The sequence below is a fragment of the Streptomyces sp. NPDC034086 genome, from assembly GCF_055575515.1.
The window spans coordinates 69,736-87,779 of sequence record NZ_JBVISM010000007.1; the positions used below are offsets into that span (position 1 = coordinate 69,736).

Consider the following 18,044-nt stretch of genomic DNA (forward strand, 5'->3'; position numbering starts at 1 on the left):
GTCGGAGACGGGCAGCCCCCCACCCCCCTGCGCCCCCTACGCCCCCTGCGCCCCCGCCCAGAGCCCCTCCGCCGTCAGCCCCAGCAGGTCGATCGCGTTGCCCCGCACGATGCGGTCCACCACGTCCGCGTCCAGGTGGCCCATCTGCGCCTCGCCGACCTCGCGGGACTTCGGCCAGGTGGAGTCCGAGTGGGGGTAGTCCGTCTCGTAGAGGACGTTGCCCACCCCGATGGCGCCCAGGTTCCGCAGCCCGAAGGCGTCGTCGAAGAAGCAGCCGAAGACGTGCTCCGCGAAGAGCTCGGACGGCGGGCGGTGCACCTTGTCGGCGACTCCGCCCCAGCCCCGGTTCTCCTCCCACACCACGTCGGCGCGCTCGAGGACGTAGGGGATCCAGCCGATCTGGCCCTCCGCGTACATGATCCTCAGGTTCGGGAAGCGCTCGAACTTGCCGCTCATCAGCCAGTCGACCATCGAGAAGCAGCAGTTGGCGAAGGTGATGGTGGAGCCGACGGCCGGCGGGGCGTCCGCGGAGGTGGACGGCATCCTCGAGGAAGAGCCGATGTGCATGGCGATGACCGTGCCGGTCTCGTCGCAGGCCCGGAGGAAGGGGTCCCACGCGTCGGTGTGGATGGACGGCAGCCCGAGGTGGGGGGGTATCTCGGAGAAGGCGACCGCGCGCACGCCCCGGGCGGCGTTGCGGCGGACCTCGGCGGCGGCGAGGTCCGCGTCCCACAGCGGGACCAGGGTCAGCGGGATGAGGCGGCCGTGCGCCTCGGGGCCGCACCACTCCTCCACCATCCAGTCGTTGTAGGCGCGTACGCCGAGCAGCCCGAGCTCGCGGTCCTTGGCCTCGGTGAAGGTCTGGCCGCAGAAGCGCGGGAAGGTGGGGAAGCAGAGGGCGGACTGGACGTGGTTGACGTCCATGTCGGCGAGCCGCTCGGGAACCGAGAAGGAGCCCGGGCGCATCTGCTCGTAGGTGATGACTTCCAGCTTGATCTCGTCACGGTCGTACCCCACCGCGGTGTCGAGGCGGGTGAGCGGCCGGTGCAGATCCTCGTACACCCACCAGTCGCCGACCGGGCCCTCGTCGTCCCTGGCGCCCATGACGGGCGCGAACCTGCCGCCGAGGAAGGTCATTTCCTTCAGGGGGGCGCGGACGATCCGGGGGCCGGTGTCGCGGTACTTGGACGGGAGCCGGTCCCGCCAGACGTGGGGGGGCTCAACCGTGTGGTCGTCCACCGAGATGATCTTCGGGAAGGTCTCCATGCCTTCCACCGTAGCGCTGATCTGACGAACCGTCAGCCACTGCGGCCGGGATCGCGCCCCGGCCAGGAGCGGATGGCTCCGCCGCGGGCTGACGCGTACGCACGACACAGGGCAGACTGACCCTTAAACCGACGGAAGGCAGGGGGGACGACAGATGGACGGCGTACCGGCCATCCCGCACCAGCGGAACCACCCCGAAGCGGCCCGGTCCCGCACCAGCAGCAGCACCCGCACCAGCGCGCCCCCGGACACCCCCGCGTCCCCCGGCGCGCACGCGGCCCCCGCCCCGGCCCCCGCCGACAACCGCTTCGCCGTCCTCGGCCCCGTCCGCGCCTGGCGCGGCGGCGAGGCCCTGCCCTCCGGCAGCCCCCAGCAGCGCGCGCTGCTCGCCGTACTGCTCCTGCGCGACGGCCGCACCGCCACCGCGCCCGAACTGATCGACGCCATCTGGGGCGACGACCCCCCGCAGCAGGCCCTCGCCACCATCCGCACCTACGCCTCCCGGCTGCGCAAGGTCCTCGAACCCGGGCTGCTCGTCAGCGACGCCGGCGGCTACGCCATCCGGCTGCGCCACCAGGAGGCCCTGGACCTCGGCATCGCCCGCGGCCTGGCCGCCGACGCCGAGAAGGCGCGCGCCGCCGGGGACCGCACCCTCGCCCGTACGCTGCTGGCCCGCGCCCTGGAGATGTGGGACGGCGAACCCCTCGCCGGGGTCCCCGGCCCGCACGCCGAGACCGAGCGCACCCGTCTGTCCGAATGGCGCCTCCAGCTGCTCGAGACCCGCCTCGACCTCGACCTGGAGGTCGGCCACCACGCCGAGGCCGTCTCCGAACTCACCGCCCTCACCGCCGCCCACCCCCTCCAGGAGCGGCTGCGCGAGCTGCTGATGCTCGCCCTCTACCGCAGCGGCCGGCAGGCCGAGGCCCTCGCCGTGTACGCGGACACCCGCCGGCTCCTCGCCGAGGAACTCGGCGTCGACCCGCGCCCCGAGCTGTCCGCGCTCCAGCAGCGGATCCTGAACGCCGACGCCGAACTCGCCCGCGCCGAGGACCCCGCTCCCGCCGCCGCACCCGTCCCCGTGAGGCCCGCCCAGTTGCCCGCCACCGTGCCTGACTTCACCGGCCGCACCGCCTTCGTCACCGAGCTCGGGGAGATCCTCGCCGGTGCCGACGGGCAGGTCATGGCCGTCTCCGCGCTGGCCGGCATCGGCGGCGTCGGCAAGACCACCCTCGCCGTGCACGTCGCGCACGCCGCCCGGCCGCACTTCCCCGACGGCCAGCTCTACGTCGACCTCCAGGGCACCGACCCCCGCCCCGCCCTCCCCGAAGCCGTCCTCGGCTCCTTCCTGCGCGCCCTCGGCACCCCCGACAGCTCCATCCCCGACTCCCCCGCCGACCGGGCCGCGCTCTACCGCTCGGCCCTCGACGGCCGCCGCGTCCTGGTCCTGCTCGACAACGCCCGGGACGCCGCCCAGGTCCGGCCGCTGCTGCCCGGCACCGCCGGCTGCGCCGCCCTCGTCACCAGCCGGGTCCGGATGTCGGGCCTCGCCGGGGCCCATCTCGTCGACCTCGACGTGATGAGCCCCGAGGAGGCCCTGCAGCTGTTCACCCGCATAGTGGGCGCCGAACGGGTCGGTGCCGAACGACAGGCCGCCCTCGACGTCGTCGGCGCCTGCGGGTTCCTGCCGCTCGCCATCCGCATCGCCGCGTCCCGGCTCGCCGCCCGCCGCACCTGGACCGTCTCCGTCCTCGCCGCCAAACTCGCCGACGAGCGCCGCCGCCTCGACGAGCTCCAGGCCGGCGACCTCGCCGTCAAGGCCACCTTCGAGCTGGGCTACGGCCAGCTCGAGCCCGCCCAGCAGCGCGCCTTCCGCCTGCTCGGGCTCGCCGACGGCCCCGACGTCTCGCTGGCCGCCGCGGCCGCCGTCCTCGACCTGCCCGAGCACGACACCGAGGACCTCCTGGAGGCTTTAGTCGACTGCTCCCTGCTGGAATCCGCCGCGCCCGGCCGCTACCGCTTCCACGACCTCGTACGCCTCTACGCGCGTGCGTGCGCCGAACGCGACGAGCGCCCCCCGGGCCGCGAGGACGCCCTGGACCGGCTCCTCGACTTCTATCTCGCCACCGCCGCCCGCGTGTACGCCGTCGAGCGCCCCGGGGACCGGCTCCCCGCCCACCTCAGCGCCACCCGCCACCCCGGCCTGGTCCTCACCGACCCGCGCGCCGCCCTCGACTGGCTCTTCGCCGAGGCCGACCCGCTGCTGGCCTGCGTACGGCAGTCCGCCGGCCGCCCCGGAGCGCTGCGACGGGCCGTGGACCTGCTGTGGGCGGCCAAGGACCTCGCCGAGTCCGGTGCCAACTCCAAGCAGTACGAGTCCGCCGCGCTGACCCTGTGCGAGGCCGCCCGCGCCGCACGGGACCCGCGCGCGGAGGGCCGGGCGCGCACCACCCTGACCATGGTCCACCTCTTCGCCGGGCGCTTCTGCGAGGCCGACGACGAGGCCCGCCAGGCCATGGACCTGGCGCGCGAGGCCGGCGACCCGCTGCCCAGCTGCTGGGCCCCCAACGACCGGGGGATCATCGCCCTCTACCAGAACCGCTACGAGGACGGCGAGCGCTACCTGCTGGAGGCCATAGAGAACTTCCGCGCCGACGACAACCGCATCGGCGAGGCCAGCGCCCTGTGCAACCTCTCCCGCATCCACGTCGGCCTGGGCCGCCTCGGCAGCGCCATCGACCTCGCCGAGCAGGGCATCGCCGTCTACGACCGGATGGGGCTGACGCTGCGCCTGGCCAACGGCCGCTACGCGCTGGGCATCGCCCTCACCCAGGCCGGCCGGCTCGGCGAGGCCCTCGCCCAGCTCGGCGAGGCGCTGTCGCTGTTCCACGACAACCGCCAGCCGCTGTGGGAGGGCGTCACGCACTTCCGGCTCGCCGAGGCGCACCTGGCGGCGCTGCGGCCCACCCTGGCGGCCAAGCACGCCGAGCAGGCCATCGCGCTGCGCGGCATCGGCGGGGAGTGGCGCCGGGCGACGGTGCTGACCGTCCTCGGGAAGGCGCTGCGGCGCCTGGGCCAGCCGGACCGGGCGCGGGCCTGCTGGCGGGACGCGGAGACCGTGTTCGCCCAGCTGGGGTCCGCCGAACTGGCCGAGGTACGGGCCCTGCTGGCGTCGGAACTGGCCGCCTGACCCGCCCGGCCGGGGCGGCTCCGCGATGGACGTGGACGTTCATCGTTCGTTTATCGCCGCACGCCACCATGGATACATCGACCCGGCGCTTCGGGGGGCATCCGGGCCGGTTGGAGGACTACCCGTTCGGCGGTCCACGGGGGAACCGCCGAACGGGCCCGACACACGATCTGGAGATCCGATGACGACGAACGAGAACAGCCTGCCGCTCGACGGAGACATCAGACCGTTCGACAACCACGCCTCGGGCGCCGAGGCCGATCCGCGGGAGCTTCCCGCGGAGCCGCCGGTGGCGCAGCCCGGAGGGACACCGGACGGGGTCCAGACCTCCGGCGAGGAGATCGTCTCGCTGGACAACCACGCGTCCGGCCCGCTCCCGTAACACCGGGAGCACGGCGAGACGTACGGGGGAACGTACGGGGGGCCCTTGAGCGGTCGTACGGGGGACGTACGGGGGAACCGCTCGGGGGGCGTACGGGGGGAGAACGCCGGGACGGACGGTCCACGGGGGATTCGGGGGGATCCGGGCCGTCCGCACGGGGGAACGACGCGCGGCGGCCGCGGTGGCCGGAGGGGGACCACCGCGGCCGCCGCGCATCCGTGTGTCCGCGCCCGGGCGGGCCCGGTGCACGCCAGGGGCCGGCAGGGCACGGCCGTAGGATGTGACCGTGTTCACTTCCCAGGGACCCAGCCTGCGCGAACTGGCCGTCCAGGCCCTGTCGTCCGTCGAGCACGGTTACGACCTGCTCGCGCCCAAGTTCGACCTGACCCCGTTCCGCACGCCCGACCGGATGCTCGACGCCGTCGAGGAGACCCTCGCCGCGCGGGAGGGCTCCTTCGGCTCGGGCCTGGACGTCTGCTGCGGCACCGGCGCCGGCCTGGGGATGCTGCGCCGGCTGTGCCGGGACCGGGTCACCGGGGTCGACCTCAGCGCGGGCATGCTGGCGCAGGCCGCGCGGGCGCACCCCGAGGGCGTGGACCTCGTACGGGCCGACGCGCTGGCACTGCCGGACTCCCTCGGAGGCGGGTACGACCTCGCGGTGAGCTTCGGGGCCTTCGGGCACTTCCTGCCGGCCGAGCGGCCCGCCCTCTTCGCGGGGGTGCACCGCGCGCTGCGGCCGGGCGGCGTCTTCGCCTTCCCCGTCTCCGCCCCGGTGCCGCTCACCTCGCCGCTGTGGTGGGCGGTGGCGGGCTTCGACGCGGTGATGCGGGTGCGCAACGCGGTGTGGCGCCCGCCGTTCGTCATGTACTACCGCACCTTCCCCTTCGGCCCGGTCCGCGCGGACCTGACGGCGGCCGGCTTCACGGTGGAGACGGTCCCGCTGGAACACTTCGGCCGCCGCGAGGACGGCACCCCGCGCTGGCGCCTCCTCCTGGCCCGCAGGACGGCCGACGCCTGAAAGCCCTCGCGACCGTGCGGGCGCCGCACCGTCGCGGCCGTGGGGCTCCGAACCGGCCTTGACCTCGACCGCGCTCGAGGTCCTAGCGTGGCGGTCATGACGACCTCGAGCACCCCGAAGAACGGCACCGCCGCGCTCGGCCGGCCGCCCATCGCCCTGGTCGCCTGGGGCGCCACCGAGGCGATCCTGCGCCACTCGCAGGCCGCCCTGGCGCGCATCGACGTGACCCAGCCCCAGTGGTGGGCCCTCAACAACATCGCTCGGGCCGGGCAGGGCCTCACCAGGGAGGAGGTCCGCGCCGTGCCCGTGCCCTACGGCATGGGCGCCCTGGTGATGGCCGACGCCTGCGACGCCCTCGTCCACCGGGGCTGGCTCGGCACCGGCACGGACGGCCGGCTGACCCTCACGGAGCGGGGCCGCGAGGGCCTGGCGACGGCGAAGGAACACATGGACCGGGTGCGCGCCGAGCTCGTCGGCGACATCACGGAGGAGGAGTACGCGACCGCGGTCTCCGTGCTCCAGCGCGTCACCGACAACCTGACCGGCGGCGTCACCAGACGCGGTCGAAGGGAAGACGGACCCGCTCCTGGTCGGTGACGTCATGGCCGGCGCGGAGGCGGGCCGTGTCGTTCGCGGAAAGGGCGCGGCCGTAGACGCGTACGTCGTCCAGGGCGCCCGCGTAGAAGGACTTGTGGTCGGGCTGCGTGCCGAGGTGGATGGTGAAGGCCCCGGTGGGGCGCAGGTCCATCTGGTCGGGGGCCAGGGCGGTGGTCGCGGGCGGGGCGCCGTCCACGGAGAGTTCGAGGCGGGTGCCCTGGCGCTGGAAGACGACGTGGTGCCAGGTGTCGTCGTCCACGCGGGTGCGGGTGGCGACCGAGGCGGGGCCGGTGCCGGCGTTCACGGTGGCTTCGAGGCGGCCGGTGGCGGGGTCGGCCTCGATGCGGAACTGCCGGGCGGCCGGGCCCTGGCCGTAGGCCCAGAGGAGGGGCCGGCGCAGGCCGCTCTCCTCGTCCTGGCCCCGGGTCTTGTACTTGACCCAGGTGGTGACGGCGAAGTCGGCGTCACCGAGGCGCAGTTCGTCGGGGCAGTTGATCAGGCGGAGGAAGTCGTCCTTGCCGTCGAAGCGCATGGTCTTCCCGCCGTCGGGGCGGTTGCCGAGCCTGGGGGCGCCGTGCACGACGGCGTGGTGGCGGAAGGGGGTGGCGTCGGTGGTGTGGCGGGGGGTGAGGTCCTCGGCGGCGGTCCGGAGTTCGTGGGGGGCGAACGCGGTGAACTTGATGTAGCCGTGCGGGGTGCCGTTGGCGGTCTCGTAGAGCATGCCGACGCGGCCGCCGGGCAGGACCGTCATGTCGGAGTAGCCGGCGCGTTCGCGCAGGACGACGGCGCCGTCCTTGGACCAGGTGCGGCCCTCGTCCTGCGAGGTGCGCACGGCCAGGGTCCAGCGGTCGGAGAACTCGGCGCCGGGGCGGCTGGGCGCGGACAGCAGCAGGGGTCCGCCGGGGAGCTGGAGCACGGAGCCGGCGGCGGGCGGTGCCGTGAGGCCGGTGACGGGGAGGAAGCCGGGGCCGGGGACGGCGGGGGCGGCGGCGTCCTCGATGATCGCGGAGACGCGGTGGTCGTCGGTGCCGCAGGTGGCGGTGGAGCGGGCGTTGACGTAGATCCGGCCGTCGGGCAGCTGGGTCAGGGCGGGCTCGTTGGGGGCGGGGGTGCCTTCGGGGGCGCCCCAGCGGGCTCCGGGCAGCCAGGTGAGGCCGCCGTCGTCGCTGTAAAGGAGCTGGGCGCCGGATTCGTGGGACTCGGTGCGGTAGTCGGCGCTGACGACGAGCCGGCCGGGACGGTCGGGCCGGGTGGGGGTGAGCTGGATGCCGTGGCCGGGGCCGACGGAGACCCAGGCCCAGTCGGCGCCCTTGAGCTGGGGCTGCGGGGCGGGGTCGGTGCTCCAGCCGGCGCCGTCGTCGGTGCTGTGGGCCAGGCGCAGTTCGCGGGGGCCGCGGACACGGTTGCCGTCGGCGTCGGGGGTCCAGGTGCTGTAGGCGTGGAGCAGGGTGATGCGTCCGGAGGCGGAGTCGACGACGGGGACGGGGTTGCCGTAGGCGCCGGGGTCGCCGGCGCCGCGGACGACCTGCATGGGGCCCCAGGTGCGGCCCTCGTCGGTGGAGCGCTTGAGGACGATGTCGATGTCGCCGATGTCGTTGCAGCTCGCGGTGCGGGCCTCGGCGATGGCCAGCAGGGTGCCGTCCTTGGTGGTGACGAGGGTGGGGATGCGGTAGCAGTCGTAGCCCTCGGTGAAGGCGCTGAAGGGGGCGGAGACGGCGGCGGTCAGTCCCGGTGCCTTCTTCCCGCCGGACCCGCCGGCCGGCCTGCCGCCTCCGGCGGGCGCGCCGGGCAGCAGGACGACGGCGGCGAGGACCAGCGCGACGACGACGGCGGCCCCGGCCCATATCCGGACGTCCCACCGGAATCGAACACCTGCTTGTTGCGAGCTCACCCGTGCAGGCTAACGCGGGTGGCGGGGAGGGCCGTGGAAGGCGGTCAGCGTTTCCTGAGCTCGGTCTTGAGGACCTTGCCGCTCGCGTTGCGCGGGAGCGCGGCGAGGAACTCCACCTCCCGGGGGACCTTGTAGTTGGCCATCTCCCGGCGGGACCAGGCGATCAGGTCGTCGGCGGTGAGGGTGGAGCCGGGGCGGCGGACCGCGTAGGCCTTGCCGACCTCGCCGAGCCGCGGGTCGGGGATGCCGACGACCGCGACGTCGGCGATGTCGGGGTGCAGGCCGAGGAGTTGCTCGATCTCGGCGGGGTAGGCGTTGAAGCCGCCGACGATGAACATGTCCTTGATCCGGTCGGTGATGCGCAGGTTGCCCGCCGTGTCGAGGACGCCGACGTCGCCGGTGCGCAGCCAGCCGTCGGGGGTGAGGGCGGCGGCCGTGCCCTCGGGGTCCTCGAAGTAGCCGCGCATGACGTGGTGGCCGCGGACCAGGACCTCGCCGGGCGTGCCGGCGGGGAGGGCGGTGCCGTCGGGTCCGGTGACGCGTACCTCGGTGCCGGGGATGGGGCGTCCGGAGGTGGCGGCGACGGTCTCGGCCGGGTCGTCGCGGCGGCACATGGTGACGATGCCGCCGGCCTCGGAGAGCCCGTACGCGGTGAGGACGGTGGCGATGCGCAGTTCGGCGCGGAGCCGTTCGACGAGCCGGAGGGGGACCACGGCGGCGCCGGTGACGACCAGGCGCAGGGCGGACAGGTCGTGGTGGCCGCGCTGGGGGTGGTCGAGGAGGGACTGGTGGAGGGTGGGCGGGCCGGGGAGGACGGAGATCCGTTCGGCGGCGATGTTGGCGAGGACGGTGTCGACGCCGAAGACGGGCTGGGGGACCATCGTGGCGCCGCGCATCAGGCAGGCGATGATCCCGGCCTTGTAGCCGAAGGTGTGGAAGAAGGGGTTCACGATCAGGTAGCGATCGCCCTCGCGCAGTCCGGCGAGCTCGCTCCACACGGCGTAGCAGCGCAGGGTCTGGGCGTGGGTGATGACGGCGCCCTTGGGGCTGCCGGTGGTGCCGGAGGTGAAGATGATGTCGGAGGGGGCGTCGGGGCGTATGGCGTCGGCGCGTTCGCGGACGGCGCGGGCGGGTACCGCGTCGCCGCCGGCGAGGAAGTCCTTCCAGGTGCGGAAGGACTCGGGGGCGTCGTCGGCGAGGACCACCGCGTGCTCGAGGTGGGGCAGGCCGGGGAGGGGGCCGGTGCCGGGGCCTTCGGCGGTGGCGCGCCGCAGGGAGGCGACGTAGGAGGTGCCGAGGAAGGTGCCGGTGACGAACAGCAGGCGGGCGCGGCTGCGGCGCAGGACGTAGGCGGCCTCGGCGCCCTTGAAGCGGGTGTTGAGGGGGACGAGGACCGCGCCCGCGGAGACGGCGCCGAGGGCGGAGACGATCCACTCGAGGGTGTTGGGCGCCCAGACGGCGACCCGGTCCCCCGGCTCGGTGCCGGCGGCGAGGCAGGCGGCGGCGGCCCGTTCGACGCGGGCGCCGAGCTCGGCGTAGGTGATGCGGGTCCGTCCGTCGACGACGGCCTCGCGGGCCGCGTACCGCTCGGCGGCGTCCCGCACGAGGGCGGCGACGGTTCCCCAGCGCAGGTCCCCCCGGGGGTCGGGGTCTGCGGTCCCGGCGGCCGGGGCGGTGGGGCCGTGGCCCGGGGCCGTGGGGCCGGTGGCCGGTCCGGAGCCGTGTTCGATGCCGTTCGCGCCCGCGCCCTCGTACATCCGCCCGCCCTCCCTGGATCCCAGCAGCTGACTATCCGTCAGATTAGCTGTAGCCTTCGCGGCTGTCAGTACTGGCGCACCCGGAGGTGGCGATGGCGGCAACGCTCAAGGACGCTACGGCAATCGTCGGAATCGGCCAGACCGCCTTCGCCAGACGGCTGCCGCAGTCCGAGAAGGAACTGGCCTGCCGGGCCGTCCTCGCGGCCCTCGCCGACGCGGGCATCGCGCCCGCCGAGGTCGACGCCTTCGCCTCCTACACGATGGAGGAGACCGACGAGGTCGAGGTCGCCAAGGCCATCGGCGCCGGCGACGTCACCTTCTTCTCCAAGGTCGGCTACGGCGGCGGCGGCTCCTGCGCCACCGTCGGCCACCTCGCCGCCGCCATAGCCACCGGCCAGGCCACCGTCGGTGTCGCCTGGCGTTCCCGCAAACGCGGCAGCGGCCCCCGGCCCTGGAAGAACACCGCCGTCCAGCTGCCCACGCCCGGCCAGTGGACCCGCCCCTTCGGCCTGCTGCGCCCCGCCGACGAGATCGGCATGCTGGCGCGCCGCTACATGCACGAGTACGGGGCCACCCGCGACCACTTCTTCAACGTCGCCATGGCCTGCCGCAACCGGGCCAACGAGAACCCCGCCGCGATGATGTACGAGCGCCCGCTGACCCGCGAGATGTACATGACCTCCCGCATGATCAGCGAGCCGCTCTGCCTCTTCGACAACTGCCTGGAGACGGACGGGGCGCTCGCCTGCGTGATCGTCTCCGCCGAGCGCGCCCGGGACTGCCGGCGGAAGCCCGTCTACGTGCACTCCGCCGCCCAGGGCCTGCCCGCCCAGCACCACGGGATGGTCAACTACTGGAACGACGACCCGCTGTCCGGACCCGCCTGGACCGCCGCACGCCACCTGTGGAAGCAGGCCGACTTCGGCCCGGCGGACGTGGACGTCGCCCAGATCTACGACGCCTTCACCCCCCTGATCCCGCTCTCCCTCGAGGGCTACGGCTTCTGCGGGCGCGGCGAGGGCGCCGCCTTCACCGAGGGCGGGGCCCTGGAGACCGGCGGCCGGCTGCCGGTCAACACCGGTGGCGGCGGGCTGAGCGAGGCCTACGTCCACGGCTTCAACCTGATCACCGAGGGCGTCAAGCAGCTGCGCGGCACCTCCACCGCGCAGGTGCCGGACGCCGCCACCTGCCTGGTGACGGCGGGCGAGGGCGTCCCGACGTCCGCCATCCTGCTGCGCGCGTGAGGAACCGACGATGACCACTGCCGAAGAGTCCCCCGCCGGAGAGTCCACCGCCGGAGAGTCCCTGCTGCTGCCCGTCCCCGACGAGGACGGCGCCCCCTTCTGGGAGTACGCCGCCCGCGGCGAACTCCGCGTCCAGGCCTGCGCCGCCTGCGGCCGGCTGCGTTTCCCGCCCCGGCCCTGCTGCCCGCACTGCCAGTCCTTCGACGGCGCGTGGCGTCCGATGAGCGGCCGCGGCCGGATCTGGTCCTACGTACGGCCCCACCCGCCGCTGCTGCCCGCGTACGCCGCGCAGGCCCCGTACAACGTCATCCTCGTGGAGCTGGCGGACGCGCCGGGGATCCGGCTGGCCGGGAACCTGGTCGCCTCGGCCGGCGCCCCGCTGAACTCCGTGGACCCGGCCCGGCTGCGCATCGGCGCCCGGGTGCAGGTGGTCTTCACCGAGACCGGCGGCATGAGCGTGCCGCGCTGGATCCTGGAGAAGGCGTGACCCCGCGCGTGGAGCGGGACCGGGCCGCCGGCGTCGCGGTCGTCACCCTGGACCGCGAGCACCGGCACAACGCGATCGACCTGGAGACGGCCGCCGCACTGGCCCGGGTGTGGCGGGAGCTGCGCTTCGACGGGAACGTGCGGGCGGTGGTGCTGACCGGCGCGGGCACCGCCGCCTTCTGCACCGGGATCGACCGGTCCGTGGAGGTACCGCAGCCGCGGTCCCCGTACTCCTCCGACGACCCGCTGATCGCGATCGGGCCCAAGGCCAACGACCTGTGGAAGCCGGTGATCGCCGCCGTCAACGGCATGGCCTGCGGCGGGGCGTTCTACCTGCTGGGCGAGGCGGAGTTCATCGTCTCCTCCACGAGCGCCACCTACTTCGACCCGCACACCTCGTACGGGATGGTCAGCGCCTACGAGGCCGTGTACATGGCGCAGCGGATGCCCTTCGGCGAGGCGGCCCGGATGTCCCTGATGGGCACGGCGGAACGCCTCTCCGCGCGGCGGGCGCACGAGATCGGGCTGGTCTCGGAGCTGGCGGAGCCCGGGGAGCTGCTGGAGGCGGCGCTGCGCTCGGCGCGGACCCTCGCCGGGTTCCCGGCGGAGGGCGTACAGGGCACCGTGCGGGCCCTGTGGTCGGCGAAGCGGGCCGCGCTCCAGCAGGCCCTGGACCAGGCGCCGGCGCTGATCGCGCTCGGGAACCTGCCGCCGGAGCGGCAGGCGGAGCTGTTCGCGCGGCGGGGCCGGGGGGCGGGGTTCCGGCTGCGCTGACGGGCGGGCGCGGGGCCGGGGGGCGGGGCCGGCCGCGCCGACGGGCGGGTCCGGGGCCGTCCGACGTGTCGGCATTCACCGCCCGACACCCGGAACGCCCTCCTCCATTCTCTGCGCCGCCAGCGAAGCCGCCCCCCTGCCCGCGCTGCGGCCACGGAATCCGTGGTTGCATCCCGAGCACCGAACCCGGCGGCCGACCGCACCCCCTCCGCGTCCCTTCGGTGCCAGCGAACCACCTTCGAGGAGCACGGCACCAGTGCGCACCATCTCCACCGAGATCACCATCGGCGCGACCCCCCGGGAGGTCTGGGCGGTCCTCGCCGACTTCCCCCGCTACCGCGCCTGGAACCCGTTCATCCGGGAGGCCGCCGGGGAGGCGGTGCCCGGGGAACGGCTGACCCTGAGGACGTGCCCCGGGTCGCGGAGGCCGACGGCCTCCCGGCCGACCGTGCTGGTGGCCGTCCCCGGCCGGGAGCTGCGCTGGGGCGGGCACGTCCTCCTGCGCGGCCTCTGCGACGGCGAGCACTTCCTGCGCCTGGCCGAGGGCCCGGGCCGCACCACCCGGCTGGAGCACGGGGAGCGCTACCGGGGGCTGCTGGTCCCCCTGCTCGGGACGCTGCTGGAGGGCGCGGCCCGCGACCTCGCCGCGATGAACGACGCCCTGCGCGCCCGCGTGGAATCGGCCCGCACCCCGTCCTGACCCGCCCGGCGTGCGGCCCGGGAACCTCGGACGTAGCGTCGGGATCATGACCGCTACCCCGGAGGGACGGGCATGATCCGCAACGCAGCCGGCGCGCTCATGGGCGTGATCGGGGCGGTCGCCGCCGTCTGGAGCCCTTTCCGCGCCTGGTACGACGGCCGCCGAGGACGGGACTACCGCGTCGAGGAGCTCTTCTCCGGCTCCGGCATCACCGACGACGGGGCCGCGCTGTACGGCTCGCTGCTGCTGCCCTTCCTGTGCGCGGCGGTGCTCGCGCTGCCGGCGGTCGTTCGGCGCTCGCGGCTGCTGATGGCGCTCGCCGGGGTCGTCGTCCTCGGTTTCGCGGTGCTCTGGATGGTCCGGCAGGGCCAGGCGTCCGGGGGCCTGTCGGTCGGCGTCGAGGGGACGGGCCTGGGCGACGGGGTGGCCAACGCCTTCGGCGCGGGCGCCCTGCTCCTGCTCGCGGCGGCGGTGATGCGCGGCCGTCCCCGCCGCGTCCGCCGCGAACTGCCGCGCGACACGACGGTCCGGGAGCCGAGGGAGTTCTGAGACGGCGGCGGCCCCGCACCCCCGAGGGGGGAGCGGGGCCGACCGGCACGGGGGTCGATCAGGCGGCGTCGACGACGCCGGAGGCGGCGATCTCGATCTTGCCGCGGGTGGCGCCCGAGGGGGTGCCCAGCTTCTCGATGGCGTCGACCACGTCCTTGCCCTCGACGACCTCGCCGAAGACGACGTGCTTGCCGTCGAGCCACGGGGTGACGACGGTGGTGATGAAGAACTGCGAGCCGTTGGTGTTGCGGCCGGCGTTCGCCATCGACAGCAGGTACGGGCGGTCGTGCTTCAGGTCGAAGTTCTCGTCCTCGAACTTCGCGCCGTAGATGCTCTTGCCACCGGTGCCGTTCTGGTTGGTGAAGTCACCGCCCTGGAGCATGAACTGCGGGATGACGCGGTGGAACGGCGAGCCCGCGTAGCCGAAGCCGTGCTGGCCGGTGGCGAGCTCGCGGAAGTTCTGGGCGGTCTTCGGGACGACCTTGTCGAAGAGGCTGAAGACGATGCGGCCGGCGGGGGCGCCGTCGATGTTGATGTCGAAGTAAACGTTGCTCATGGGTCCCATCCTGTCACTCCCGGTGCGGAACGCGACCCGAGGGTCCGCCGACGGACCTCGTGGCGCGTCGCCGTCCCGCTCGCCGGCCGGGCGGGCGGGCGGGCGGGACGGTGACGGCGGGACCCGGGGCCGCGTCAGGCGCCCGTACGGGTGCCCGTGCCCTTGGCGGCGTCCAGGGCGTAGACGCAGCGGTCCTTGCTGCAGGCGTAGACCACGCCCGCCTCCGCCACCGGGGCGCCGGTGATCTCGCCGCCGGTGGCCAGCTTCCAGCGGAGCTGGCCGCCCGCCGCGTCCAGGGTGTAGAGGCAGTGGTCGGCGGAGCCGAAGTGGACCCGGCCGTCGGCGACCACCGGGGGGCCGGTGATCTCGCCGCCCGCCGCGAACCGCCACTTCGGGGTGCCGGTGACCGCGTCCAGCGTGTACAGGGCGCTGCCCGCGCCCAGGTGGACGCTGCCGTTCGCCACCAGGACCGGGTCCGCGGCCGGGCGCGGCTCGGTGGCGATGCGCCAGCGGTCCTTGCCGGTGGCCGCGTCCAGGGCGTACACGGTGCCCAGGTAGTCGGCGAGGTAGACGCCGCCGCCGGTGACCGCCGGCCCCGGCGCGAACGCGGGCGGGGCCAGGAAGACGGCGGGGGCCTCGAAGTGCCAGCGGACCCGGCCCGAGGCGCGGTCGACGGACAGCACGCGGGTGCCGGCCGCGACGTAGACGTTGCCGTCGGGGGCGGGGGTGACGCGGACCGGGACGTTGCCGCAGGAGGCCGCGTCGCCGACCGGGTACGACCAGGCCTCCTGGCCGGAGCGGGCGTCCAGCGCGCGCAGCCGGGCGTCCTGCCACACGTAGACGGTGCCCTCGTGGAGGACGGGGGCGGCCTCCGGGGTCTCGAAGTCGGACTGGGCGCCGCTCAGCTCCCACAGCTTGTGGCCGTTGGACGCCTCCCAGCCCTGGACGCCGCCGCCGCGCGTGGCGGTGATGACGGTGCCCCGCTCGGCGCGCAGCGCGTACACCCAGGCGTCGGCGTTCAGCCGCCACCGCTCGGAGCCGTCCCCGGCGTCGAGGGCGAACAGGGAGGGGCCGTCGGAGGCGTGGATGCGGCCGTCGGCGACGGCCATGGACCAGGCGACGTCCCGGGTCTTGAACTGGCGCCGGCCGCTGCCGACGTCCAGGGCGTGCACCTCGAAGGAGGTCACGTACAGCAGGTCGCCCGCGACGGTCGGGGTGCCCCAGACCTCGTTGGACATGCGGAAGCGCCACGGCCGCCAGCGGCCGCTGTCCGGGGACGGCCCGGGAGCCGGCACGGACGGCGTGGCCGGCGGGGCCGCGGCGGACGCGGAGACACCGGCCGGCGGGCGCACCCAGGCCGTCGCCGAGTCCGCGGCGGCGTGCCCCGCCGGGGCGGAGGCCGTCGCGCGCGGCCCGGGCCCGATCGGCACCGGCGAACCGCCGAGCAGCACCGGCATGCCGGGCATCGAGGACACCGGCACCGGGGCGGGCCCGGGCACCGGGGGCGCGGTCAGCGGCGGCCGGTCCGGGGGCGGCGTCAGCGGCGGCCGGTCCGGACGCGGCGGCGCGGCCTGCCCGGTACGCGGGTCCGCCCACGGTTCGGCGGCGCCGCGCGGGGGCCTGCGGTGCGTGGGGCCGGCGGGCGGCGCCGGGGAGGGCACGGGGGGCGGGGTGGTTCCCGTACGGTTGCCCGCGCGGCGGGCCTCGATCATCGCGACGGCCCGCTCGGGCAGCCACGCGGAGGCCGTGCCGCTGTCGTCGCCGCCGTCGAACAGGTGCGGGGCGAGCTGCGCCTGGAGGTCGGCGGGGGTCGGGCGCTGGGTGGCGTCCATCTGCATGCACGAGTCGATCAGCGGCCGCAGTTCGTCCGGCAGCCCCTCCAGGTTGGGGCCCTCGCGCAGCAGCATGAACACCGTCTCGACCGGGTTCGCCCCGTGGTATGGCGGGTGTCCGGTCGCGGCGAAGACGAGGGTCGAACCGAGCGAGAAGACGTCGCTGGCGCCCTTGACGCCGCGCGAGTCCTTCGCCTGCTCGGGCGACATGTAGGCCGGGGTGCCGACGGCGACGTTCGTCATCGTCAGCCGGGTGTTGGACACCCCGCTCGCGATGCCGAAGTCGATCACGCGGGGGCCGTCCTCGACGACGAGCACGTTGGACGGCTTCAGGTCGCGGTGGACGAGCCCCGCGCCGTGGATGGACTGCAGGGCCTCGGCGATGCCGGCCGCGAGCCAGCGCACGGCCCGGGCGGGCATGGGCCCGCACTCGTTGACGATCTCCTCCAGCGAGGGCGCCGGGACGTACGCGGTCGCCAGCCACGGCACGGCCGCCCGCGGGTCGGCGTCGACGACGGCCGCCGTGTAGAAGCCGGAGACGGCGCGCGCCGCCTCCACCTCCCTGGTGAACCGCACCCGGAACAGCTGGTCCTCGGCGAGCTCCGTCCGCACCGTCTTGATCGCCACCCGGCGTCCGGACGCCGACCGTGCGAGATAGACCAGCCCCATGCCGCCGGCGCCGAGCCGTCCCAGCACCTCGAAGGGGCCGATCCGTCTCGGGTCGTGCTGCGTCAGCTGCTCCACCACTCGCCTCCACTACCTCCCCGTACGGGCCCCTGCCGGACCCGCTTCCACCCGTGCGCGCCTGCCAGCGGCCCGCGCACGGGTACGACCCGATTCTGTCAGGCCCGCGCCTGGTCCGGCCCCGGCTCCGGGTGCGCGTTCGCGCGCGGCTCCGACAGGAGCGCGAAGACGGCCCCCTGATTGTCCGCGACGACCGCGATGCGCCCGTACGGCGTGTCGAACGGATCGGCGGTGACGCGCCCGCCGAGCCGCTGCACGGTGGCGACGGCGCGGTCGCAGTCGGGGACGGCGAAGTAGACGAGGAAGTGCGCCGGCATGATCTCCGGGAAGGCGTCGGTGATCAGGCTGCGCCCGAGGACGGCGGTGTCGGGGCCGGGCGCGCTGCCGGGCGGGGACCAGAGGCGGTACTCGACGCCGGTCCCGGAGTCGTCCTGGTCCTGCGGGACGTAGCCGAAGACGGTGGCGTAGAAGACGTCGACGGCGTCGCGGGCGCGCGTGTAGACCTCCGCCCAGCAGTACGTGTTCGGCTCGTCCTGGGCGTCGAAGCCGTGGTGGGTGCCGGGCTGCCAGAGGCCGAAGACGGCCCCGCCGGGGTCGGCGGCCATCGCGGCGGTGCCGTAGGGGCCGACGGGCTGCGGGTCCATCACCATCTGGCCGCCCGCGGCGCGGATGCGGGCCGCGCAGGCATAGGCGTCGGAGGTGTAGAGGTAGACGCCCCAGACGGTGGGCATGCGGCCGTCCGGCTTGGGGGCGAGGGCGGCGACGTTGCGGCCGCGGCTGTAGGCCTGGGTGTAGTGGCCGTACTCGGCGCCGGCGCTGCCGGCGAAGGTCCACCCGAAGAGCTCGCCGTAGAAGCGCTTGCCCGCCTCGACGTCCGGGAGCGAGGCGTCGACCCAGCAGGGCGAGCCTTCCGCGAATGCGGCTGCGGCCATGGGGCGGGTTCCTTCCGTCGTACGGGGCGTGCGGGTCGGGCGGGCCGGTGGGGCGGGGTCGGGTCGGGGCGCGGGCGGACGGTCGGTCGGCGTGCGGTTCGGGCGGCGTGCGGTTCGGGCGGCGTGCGG

General features: G+C 74.9%; 15 protein-coding genes. 9 read left to right on the top strand and 6 right to left on the bottom strand.

Annotated features, from left to right (window positions below):
• Positions 1 to 36: 36 nt before the first annotated feature.
• Positions 37 to 1,266, bottom strand: coding sequence for an amidohydrolase family protein (locus ACZ514_RS18275; protein ID WP_469125143.1), 1,230 nt, complete (start codon positions 1,264 to 1,266; stop codon positions 37 to 39).
• A gap of 154 nt (positions 1,267 to 1,420) precedes the next feature.
• On the opposite strand from ACZ514_RS18275, the gene afsR reads away from it, so the two are divergent.
• The 4 genes from afsR to ACZ514_RS18295 all read left to right on the top strand — a co-directional run bounded on the left by afsR (position 1,421) and on the right by ACZ514_RS18295 (position 6,450).
• Positions 1,421 to 4,453 (top strand): SARP-family global regulator AfsR, encoded by a 3,033-nt coding sequence (gene afsR / locus ACZ514_RS18280; protein WP_468699844.1) that lies wholly within the window; start codon positions 1,421 to 1,423, stop codon positions 4,451 to 4,453.
• Between the two features lie 181 nt (positions 4,454 to 4,634).
• On the top strand, positions 4,635 to 4,835 hold the full coding sequence (locus ACZ514_RS18285) for a hypothetical protein (RefSeq protein WP_468172457.1): 201 nt from the start codon (positions 4,635 to 4,637) through the stop codon (positions 4,833 to 4,835).
• Positions 4,836 to 5,121: 286 nt separating this feature from the next.
• Positions 5,122 to 5,853, top strand: a complete 732-nt coding sequence (locus ACZ514_RS18290) for a class I SAM-dependent DNA methyltransferase (protein ID WP_469125144.1) — start codon at positions 5,122 to 5,124, stop codon at positions 5,851 to 5,853.
• Between the two features lie 96 nt (positions 5,854 to 5,949).
• Positions 5,950 to 6,450 (top strand): MarR family winged helix-turn-helix transcriptional regulator, encoded by a 501-nt coding sequence (locus tag ACZ514_RS18295; protein WP_468171217.1) that lies wholly within the window; start codon positions 5,950 to 5,952, stop codon positions 6,448 to 6,450.
• On the opposite strand, the gene ACZ514_RS18300 is transcribed toward ACZ514_RS18295, so the two are convergent.
• On the bottom strand, positions 6,404 to 8,341 hold the full coding sequence (locus tag ACZ514_RS18300; RefSeq protein WP_468171214.1) for a LamG-like jellyroll fold domain-containing protein: 1,938 nt from the start codon (positions 8,339 to 8,341) through the stop codon (positions 6,404 to 6,406). The genes ACZ514_RS18295 and ACZ514_RS18300 overlap by 47 nt on opposite strands.
• 44 nt (positions 8,342 to 8,385) lie before the next feature.
• Positions 8,386 to 10,098 (bottom strand): FadD3 family acyl-CoA ligase, encoded by a 1,713-nt coding sequence (locus tag ACZ514_RS18305; RefSeq protein WP_469125145.1) that lies wholly within the window; start codon positions 10,096 to 10,098, stop codon positions 8,386 to 8,388.
• 92 nt (positions 10,099 to 10,190) lie between these two features.
• On the opposite strand from ACZ514_RS18305, the gene ACZ514_RS18310 reads away from it, so the two are divergent.
• The 5 genes from ACZ514_RS18310 to ACZ514_RS18330 all read left to right on the top strand — a co-directional run bounded on the left by ACZ514_RS18310 (position 10,191) and on the right by ACZ514_RS18330 (position 13,851).
• Complete coding sequence (locus tag ACZ514_RS18310) at positions 10,191 to 11,342, top strand: lipid-transfer protein (RefSeq protein WP_468699839.1); 1,152 nt, start codon at positions 10,191 to 10,193, stop codon at positions 11,340 to 11,342.
• 10 nt (positions 11,343 to 11,352) lie between these two features.
• Entirely contained in the window at positions 11,353 to 11,829 is a 477-nt protein-coding gene (locus ACZ514_RS18315; protein ID WP_468171205.1) for a Zn-ribbon domain-containing OB-fold protein, read from the top strand.
• A complete protein-coding gene (locus ACZ514_RS18320; protein ID WP_469125146.1) occupies positions 11,826 to 12,602 on the top strand; it encodes an enoyl-CoA hydratase/isomerase family protein in 777 nt (258 codons plus the stop codon). The genes ACZ514_RS18315 and ACZ514_RS18320 overlap by 4 nt, the downstream gene beginning before the upstream one ends.
• Positions 12,603 to 12,858: 256 nt before the next feature.
• Positions 12,859 to 13,302 carry an SRPBCC family protein gene (locus ACZ514_RS18325; RefSeq protein WP_468171200.1) on the top strand — a complete coding sequence of 148 codons (444 nt, stop codon included), beginning with the start codon at positions 12,859 to 12,861 and terminating at the stop codon, positions 13,300 to 13,302.
• 72 nt (positions 13,303 to 13,374) lie between these two features.
• Complete coding sequence (locus tag ACZ514_RS18330; RefSeq protein ID WP_469125147.1) at positions 13,375 to 13,851, top strand: hypothetical protein; 477 nt, start codon at positions 13,375 to 13,377, stop codon at positions 13,849 to 13,851.
• A gap of 58 nt (positions 13,852 to 13,909) precedes the next feature.
• On the opposite strand, the gene ACZ514_RS18335 is transcribed toward ACZ514_RS18330, so the two are convergent.
• The 3 genes from ACZ514_RS18335 to ACZ514_RS18345 all read right to left on the bottom strand — a co-directional run bounded on the left by ACZ514_RS18335 (position 13,910) and on the right by ACZ514_RS18345 (position 17,915).
• The gene (locus tag ACZ514_RS18335; protein ID WP_469125148.1) at positions 13,910 to 14,407 is read right to left on the bottom strand and encodes a peptidylprolyl isomerase; all 498 of its coding nucleotides are present in this window, start codon (positions 14,405 to 14,407) and stop codon (positions 13,910 to 13,912) included.
• Positions 14,408 to 14,541: 134 nt separating this feature from the next.
• On the bottom strand, positions 14,542 to 16,986 hold the full coding sequence (gene afsK, locus ACZ514_RS18340; protein ID WP_468171191.1) for a protein serine/threonine kinase AfsK: 2,445 nt from the start codon (positions 16,984 to 16,986) through the stop codon (positions 14,542 to 14,544).
• 95 nt (positions 16,987 to 17,081) lie between these two features.
• Positions 17,082 to 17,915, bottom strand: coding sequence for a VOC family protein (locus ACZ514_RS18345; protein WP_468171188.1), 834 nt, complete (start codon positions 17,913 to 17,915; stop codon positions 17,082 to 17,084).
• Between the last annotated feature and the right edge of the window lie 129 nt (positions 17,916 to 18,044).